This is a genomic window from Bradyrhizobium sp. (assembly GCF_049512235.1).
Taxonomy (GTDB): Bacteria; Pseudomonadota; Alphaproteobacteria; order Rhizobiales; family Xanthobacteraceae; genus Bradyrhizobium.
In genome coordinates this window covers 21184-27623 of sequence record NZ_JBEKXH010000027.1, presented here as the reverse complement: position 1 = coordinate 27623, position 6440 = coordinate 21184, and the positions used below count along the sequence as shown (strand labels likewise).

Annotated in this window: 8 protein-coding genes and 1 pseudogene; 5 read left to right on the top strand and 4 right to left on the bottom strand. The window is 62.6% G+C overall.

What is annotated here, in order from left to right:
- The 3 genes and pseudogenes from ABSG20_RS04475 to ABSG20_RS04465 all read left to right on the top strand — a co-directional run.
- A pseudogene (locus ABSG20_RS04475) lies at positions 1-234 on the top strand (hypothetical protein); the annotation flags it as partial.
- Positions 235-241: 7 nt separating this feature from the next.
- On the top strand, positions 242-937 hold the full coding sequence (locus tag ABSG20_RS04470) for a response regulator transcription factor (protein WP_423863281.1): 696 nt from the start codon (positions 242-244) through the stop codon (positions 935-937).
- The gene (locus tag ABSG20_RS04465) at positions 934-2556 is read left to right on the top strand and encodes a sensor histidine kinase (RefSeq protein ID WP_423863280.1); all 1623 of its coding nucleotides are present in this window, start codon (positions 934-936) and stop codon (positions 2554-2556) included. Before ABSG20_RS04470 ends, ABSG20_RS04465 begins: the two co-directional genes overlap by 4 nt.
- Before the next feature lie 106 nt (positions 2557-2662).
- On the opposite strand, the gene ABSG20_RS04460 is transcribed toward ABSG20_RS04465, so the two are convergent.
- Positions 2663-2962, bottom strand: coding sequence for an SDR family NAD(P)-dependent oxidoreductase (locus ABSG20_RS04460; RefSeq protein ID WP_423863279.1), 300 nt, complete (start codon positions 2960-2962; stop codon positions 2663-2665).
- Between the two features lie 22 nt (positions 2963-2984).
- Between ABSG20_RS04460 and ABSG20_RS04455 the strand changes: the two genes are divergently transcribed.
- A complete protein-coding gene (locus ABSG20_RS04455; protein WP_423863278.1) occupies positions 2985-3320 on the top strand; it encodes a type 2 periplasmic-binding domain-containing protein in 336 nt (111 codons plus the stop codon).
- Between the two features lie 179 nt (positions 3321-3499).
- Here ABSG20_RS04455 and ABSG20_RS04450 read toward each other — a convergent pair whose 3' ends face one another.
- From ABSG20_RS04450 to ABSG20_RS04440, 3 genes are all read right to left on the bottom strand, one after another.
- Complete coding sequence (locus ABSG20_RS04450; RefSeq protein ID WP_423863277.1) at positions 3500-4669, bottom strand: winged helix-turn-helix domain-containing protein; 1170 nt, start codon at positions 4667-4669, stop codon at positions 3500-3502.
- A gap of 115 nt (positions 4670-4784) precedes the next feature.
- On the bottom strand, positions 4785-5039 hold the full coding sequence (locus ABSG20_RS04445) for a hypothetical protein (RefSeq protein WP_423863276.1): 255 nt from the start codon (positions 5037-5039) through the stop codon (positions 4785-4787).
- Positions 5040-5154: 115 nt separating this feature from the next.
- Positions 5155-5388 (bottom strand): hypothetical protein, encoded by a 234-nt coding sequence (locus ABSG20_RS04440; RefSeq protein WP_423863275.1) that lies wholly within the window; start codon positions 5386-5388, stop codon positions 5155-5157.
- Positions 5389-5794: 406 nt separating this feature from the next.
- On the opposite strand from ABSG20_RS04440, the gene ABSG20_RS04435 reads away from it, so the two are divergent.
- Positions 5795-6433 (top strand): OmpA family protein, encoded by a 639-nt coding sequence (locus ABSG20_RS04435; RefSeq protein WP_423863283.1) that lies wholly within the window; start codon positions 5795-5797, stop codon positions 6431-6433.
- The last annotated feature ends 7 nt before the right edge of the window (positions 6434-6440 follow it).

Below are 6440 nucleotides of genomic sequence, written 5' to 3'. Positions count from 1 at the left end.
CAGCGGCACCTGTTCGACGCCGCAACGGCGCCGCTGCGCGGGCCATATCAATTGGGAGCCGACTTATTCTCAGAGTTCGATCGCTTGAAGCGAAATCTGCCGGCATGGCTGAGGATCGACTCAATACGTCTGCAGAATTGGCGAGCCTGGGAATTCCGGGCATGGCGCCTGCAACGATATTTGGCTAACAATCCCCAGACACCGCCAATTCCCTCCGATGCCGACAAAGGTTAGCGCGCACGTGGCTCATTGCATTCTCGTCGTCGACGACGACCCGCATATTCGTGATGTCGTGCGTTTCGCGTTTGAAAAGACCGGGATGGTGATTTCCACGGCGCAGGACGGCAAGGAGGCGCTGCGGCGGTTCGACAAGGATGTCCACGCGCGCGTGGTGCTCGACATCGGCATGCCGGAGATGGATGGCCTCGAGGTCTGCCGGCAGATCCGCAAGACCGCGGATACGCCGATCCTGTTTCTGTCGGCCCGCGACGAGGAGATCGATCGCATCCTCGGGCTGGAAATCGGCGGCGACGACTACGTGACGAAACCGTTCAGCCCGCGCGAGCTGATCGCGCGGGTGCATGCGATCCTGCGAAGGGCGCGCAACACGCCGGCGGCAGCGACCAAAGTCATGAGCCATGGCGGGCTGACCATCGATCCGGGCACGCGCAGCGCGGGCTTCATGGGTACGCCGCTATCGTTGACGGCGCTTGAGTTCGATATTCTGCGCGCGCTGCTGGCACGGCCGGGCTTCGTGTTCACGCGCGAGATGATCCTCGAGACCGCCTATGCCGGAAATATTCATGTCGCGGACCGCACCATCGACAGTCACGTCAGGAATATCCGGGCCAAAATGGGTTGCGCCGGCTGCGATACGGCGATCGAGACCGTGCACGGCGTTGGCTTCAGGCTGGGACGCTGCGAGGCATCGCGTTGACCGAAGCCTCCGGAGCGGCGGCGGCCGCGCTGCGGCGCTGGCGGCCAACCCTGAGCCTCGTGGTGTTCCTGGCTCTCGCCAGCGTGCTCTTGCTGCCGCTGCTCAGTATCTATTTTCTCAAGGTCTATCAAAATCAGCTGATCCAGCAGACCGAGGCGGAGCTGATCGCACAAAGCGCCGTGATCGCCGCCGTGCTTCACCGCGAAATCGAGAATGCAATGGTGCCGGACACAGCACTCGGCAGCGGCGTCGCGCCGGCCACGCAGGCGCCATCGAGCGGACCCTATCAGCCGATCTGGCCGACGCTCGAACTCGCCAAGAAAAGCGTGCTGCCGCCGCGGCCGGCGGCCAGTCAACCGCCGACGCCGGCCGATCCGGCCTTCGTCGCGCTCGGGGCGCGGATGATGCCCGATCTCGTCGCCACCCAGAAGGTGACGCTGACGGGTTTTCGCCTGCTCGACCCCAACGGCGTCGTCATCGCCGGCCGCGATGAAGTCGGGCTGTCGCTGGCCCATCTTCAGGAGGTCGGCGAGGCGCTGCAAGGGCACTTCAGCGCCGCGCTGCGCGTTCGTATTTCCAAGCACGATCAACCCGCGCTCTATTCCATCAGCCGTGGCACCGGCATGCGCGTCTTCACGGCGATGCCCGTCATCGTGCGCGACCATGTCGCGGGCGTTGTCTACGCCTCTCGCACGCCCAGCAACGTCTTCAAGCATCTCTATGAGCAGCGCGGCAGGGTGGCGCTTGCGATGCTTTCCACGATTGTGCCGACGCTCCTGATCGGCTTCCTGTTTCATCGCACCATTACCGAACCGATGCGTGAGCTGATCGAACGTACCCACCTGGTCGGCAAGGGCGACCGCGATGCGCTGCACCCGCTCAGGCGCCAAGGCACACGCGAATTCGCACTATTGTCGCGCAGCTTTCTCGAAATGGCGCGGCGGCTGGACACGCGCTCCAGCTTCATCTCGACCTTCGCAACCCACGTGTCGCATGAGCTGAGATCGCCGTTGACCTCGATCCAGGGCGCCGCCGAACTGCTGCGCGACGACATCGACGCCGCAAAGCCGGTCATGACCGACAAGGACCGGCGCAAGTTTCTCGACAACATCATTGCCGATACCGGGCGGCTGACCAAGATCTCCGCCCGCCTGCGCGACTTTGCCCGCGCTGAAAATCCGGTCGCGGTCGGCAGCACCAGACTGTCCGGCCCGATCGCCCAGCTGCATTCAGCCTTTGCTGCGCTCGAAATTCGCGCCACGGGCGAACTTGATACCCTCCTGCGGATATCGGAGGAAAATGCCGGCATCATCCTGTCCAATCTTGCCGACAACGCCACCCGTCACGGCAGTTCGAGGCTCGAGATATCGGCCGGGCGGCAGGGCCATTCGCTGCGGGTTGCGGTCATCGACAACGGCGAAGGCATTTCGCCCAACAACCGGGCGCTGATATTCGACAGCTTCTTCACCACGCGCCGCGATCGCGGCGGCACCGGCATGGGCCTTGCCATCGTGCGCGCCATGCTGGAGGCGCACGGTGGCGCGATCCGGCTGCTTGATAGCGGCCAAGGGACGGCTTTCGAGCTGACCATCCCGATCGCGGAGGGGGCGGAATGCTGAAGGCGGCTTCGCACCGCCAGAGGCGAGAATAAGCTGTTGGGGCGGTGGCCTTATCCTTCGAGACGCGCACAAGTGTGCGCTCCTTGGGAGGAGGACCTTCCAACCGTCATTGCGAGGAGCTCTTGCGACGAAGCAATCCAGCTTTTTCTTGCGGCGGCGGCGATGGATTTCGCTCAATCGAGCGCGCGTTCGCGCGCCCGATTGGCTCGCAATGACGAGCCAAGATATGCACCCTATCAGCCCTATTTTGAGCCAGGCTTTCATTCGAAACCGGCTTCATGCGCAGCGGGTCGGCCGCCGATGGGGAACTCAGGATGAGGTCCGCGCCATCACGGGCGAAGGCGAGTGCGGTGGCCCGGCCGATGCCGGTCAGCGCGCCGGTAACGAGGACAACTTGCTGGCTCATCTGATTTCTCCTTCAACGCGGCGTGGTCGGCGTCTCCGCGACGCGCGCACCGACTCTGCGCGCGGTGATCGACGATTACGCCGAACGCACCGGCATTGCGCTAAAGCCCGAACATCAGGCCGAGAATCTGGCGATGGCGATTTCGCTGGTGGCCTTCACCGGCGGCATCTGCCTGCTACCGCTCTATGCCCAGAACTTCTTGCCCAAAACCATCATCAGCCGCCCGATCCAGGGCGCACCGCCGATGGTCGACCTCGTGATCGGCTATAACGAGGCGAACAAATCGCTGCTGCTGACGGTTCTGTTGTCGAAGGTAGAGGAGTTGAAGTTTCGGGTGAGGAAGCGCGGGGCACGATGAATTGCAGCTGCTCAGACGGACGAATGAGCGGCGCGCATTCCGTAAGATCATTTCAGCACAAGAGGGTCGTCGCAAGCGCCTTTGGCCGCCCTGCGCACTGGGTTGCTTCGCGGCGGAGCCTGTCATCGGGCGCGCATTCGCGCGACCCGTTGGCTTCTCGCAATGACGATGGACGCTCCTCACTCCGCGAGCTGAAACCGCTCGAACCGGTGCAGCTCTTCCTCGATGCGTTGCTTTAACTCTTTGCGCGCGCCACGGTTCGCGCCCTCGCCGACCCAGCTCCATTTCTGCACCAGCAGTTTTCGCGCCTGGCGGTCGGTCTTGAGATCGAGCGCGGCGACGATTTCATCGCCGGCCAGCACCGGCAGGGCGAAATAGCCGAACTTGCGTTTCTCTCTCGGCACATAGGCCTCGAAGCGATGTTCGTAGCCGAAGAACAGATGGGTGCGCTTGCGCTGGATGATCAGCGGGTCGAATGGCGAGAGGATGTGCACGAGCTCCGAAGCGGCGGCCTCGCTGGCGTTTTCCAGCACCGCCGGCCGCGCCCAATGCTCCAGCTTGCCGGCGCCTTCGAGCGCGACCGGCAGCAACTCGTGGCGGCGAACGCGCGCCTCGATCAGCCGCCGGATCGCAGCCTTGCTCGGCGCGTCGAGATGGCAGATCGAATCCAGGCTCACAATGCCCTGCGCGCGAAGCGCGCGCTCGAGCAGATAGGCTGACGTTTCGCTCACTGACGCGCCCTTGGGCGGCCGAACCCAGCCGAAGTGCCGCGCCATCAGCTCATAGGTCTTCAGCATGCCGTTGCGCCCGGAGATCGTGAGCCAGCCCTGGTAGAACGCCAGTTGCAGCGCCCGCTTCGACGGCTTGCGGCTCGCCCACAGATGTTCCTTGTCGACCAGCACGTCGTCGTCGATGTCGCGGATGGTCAGCGCGCCGTCGCGCCGGATCAGCCGCAAAACCTTGCGCAGATCAGCCGGCGTGACCGAGGCGAGCCATCGATGGCCCTCGCGGCGGTGGCGCTTCATGACCGGGATGAAGAAGCGGATGTCTTTCACCGGCACATAGGACAGCGCATGGGTCCAGTATTCGAATATGCTTTTTTCGACGCTCTGGGCCTGGCGCAGGTCGGCGCGGCGGTAGGCGGGAATCCGGTTCCAGAGAATATGGTGATGACAGCGTTCGATGACGTTGATGGTGTCGATCTGAACATAGCCGAGATGTTCGATCGCAGCGGTCGTGGCCTGCGAGCCTTCGCCGAACGGCGCCGGCCTGTCCAGCCGCTGGGCGCCCAGCCAGATGCGCCGGGCGGCGGCCCTGCTCAGGGAAAAAGAGGTTGTGGCAGGAGACAACCCCACAATTGTAGCCGGATTCGCGGGAATGGAGAGGCCCTTCGACGCTCGCCTATGACTCAACTCGGTGGTTTCAGGTTTCATTCCTAAAGACGCTGCGTCGTCAGGGCTGCCGCTACTTCAGCCCGTCGTCGGCCTCGCTGAGCATCTTCTGGGCCTTCATATAGTGCGCGCAGGCGCTGCGCATCTTGCCCTGGCTCATATCCGTGTTGGCCATTCCCATTTCCTTCTCCACGCTCATTTTGGCCGGACCGTCGGGCATGCCATCCGCCATCGTCAAGGTCTTGCCCATGTTATCTGCGTTGCAGGCCATCACCGCGGCGGAAGCAGGCGTGAAAACCAAGGCCGACATCATCGCGACCGCAGTCATCATCTTTTTCATTGGAACCTCGTCGAGAAGAACAAAACCAGCCTAGCGATACGAAACTTCTACCAAGGCGTTTAAAATACATAAATTCGTGTCCTACGACAACGGATCTGTGATCTCATTGCGGCTTCGGCCGCGCACCGATACTTCCGGTCGCCACGTCCGGATCGCAGGACGCCTTGCCGCGTTCCGGCGCCTGGCACTTGTAAACGGTGCCGGTGAGCCGATCGATCAGCCACAGGTTGTCGTCGTTCGGATTCTCCATGCCGGCAAACCTGCTGCTGACCGCCGTAATCAAGGTCGACAGCAATATGGCGACTGCAATCATGGCGGCGCCGATCAAAATCGGCATCGATGATCCCTGCCGATCCGGCGTGCCGGAGGAGTTCCCCCGATATTCGTATTTTCTGGAGGGCTGCAACAAGATTGAATGGCTTCACTGCTGACTGATCTGGCTACAACCTGTATGCGAGCGCATCTGGCCGAATTGTTGTTCGCAGGCCGGCGCTGCCGCGACACCATTGCGACCAGATCTCCGCATCAGTTGAGCAATCGCTCGACGGCCAACCACGCCGAGAGGCGTCCCGCGAGCCGCCTTCGCCGCAGAGGAGCCGCTTGCCCCGTCGCTTTCCCGCCCATGCGAAAATCTGCAATAACAAGCCGATAGCCGTGTGATTCAAATCACATTCATGCCCTTTCGCTGGTTTTATCATGTCGACATCAAATGGCTTTCCGACATCAAAGCAAGGGCCTCGACCATGACCAGCTTTTTCAGACTTTCCGGTTTAAGGGCGCTGACGCTCAGCGCCGCGCTATCGATGACGGCGGGCCTTGCCATTGCCGGCGACAATGTCTCGGCAGATCAAATCATCCACGCGCTGCAGCCGAAGCCGCTGACGCGCGGCCTGTCGGCCGGGCCGCAGGCCGATCCGGCTGCCAAGGCCAGGGAAATCCAGTTCGTCGATACGCTGCGCAACAGGAACACAAGATCGCTGTCCCTGGGCGAGCGCGACCAAATCGCCGAGATCGCGGCGACCAAGCCCAATATCGATCTCGACATTCAGTTCGACTATAATTCGGCAGAGATCCGCCAGGCCTCAATGGCTTCGGTCCAGGCGCTCGGCAAGGCGCTGTCCGACCCCAGTCTCAAGGGCTCGACCTTCGTGGTCGCCGGTCACACCGATGCGATCGGCAGCGATGCCTACAACCAGGACCTCTCCGAGCGCCGCGCGGATACGATCAAGCGCTATCTCGCCGGGAAATACGGCATTGCCGGTACCGATCTCGTCGCCGTCGGCTACGGCAAGACCAGGCCGAAGGACCCGAACGCGCCGATGGACCCGATCAACCGCCGCGTCCAGGTCGTCAACATGGATACCAAAACCGCGTCGAAGTGAGGACCCC

Excerpts from the sequence above, each read along its gene's own strand:
- ABSG20_RS04460 (WP_423863279.1), bottom strand. The coding sequence starts at position 2,962 with ATGAGCCAGCAAGTTGTCCTCGTTACCGGCGCGCTGACCGGCATCGGC.
- ABSG20_RS04445 (WP_423863276.1), bottom strand. The coding sequence starts at position 5,039 with ATGACTGCGGTCGCGATGATGTCGGCCTTGGTTTTCACGCCTGCTTCC.
- ABSG20_RS04440 (WP_423863275.1), bottom strand. The coding sequence starts at position 5,388 with ATGCCGATTTTGATCGGCGCCGCCATGATTGCAGTCGCCATATTGCTG.
- ABSG20_RS04435 (WP_423863283.1), top strand. The coding sequence starts at position 5,795 with ATGACCAGCTTTTTCAGACTTTCCGGTTTAAGGGCGCTGACGCTCAGC.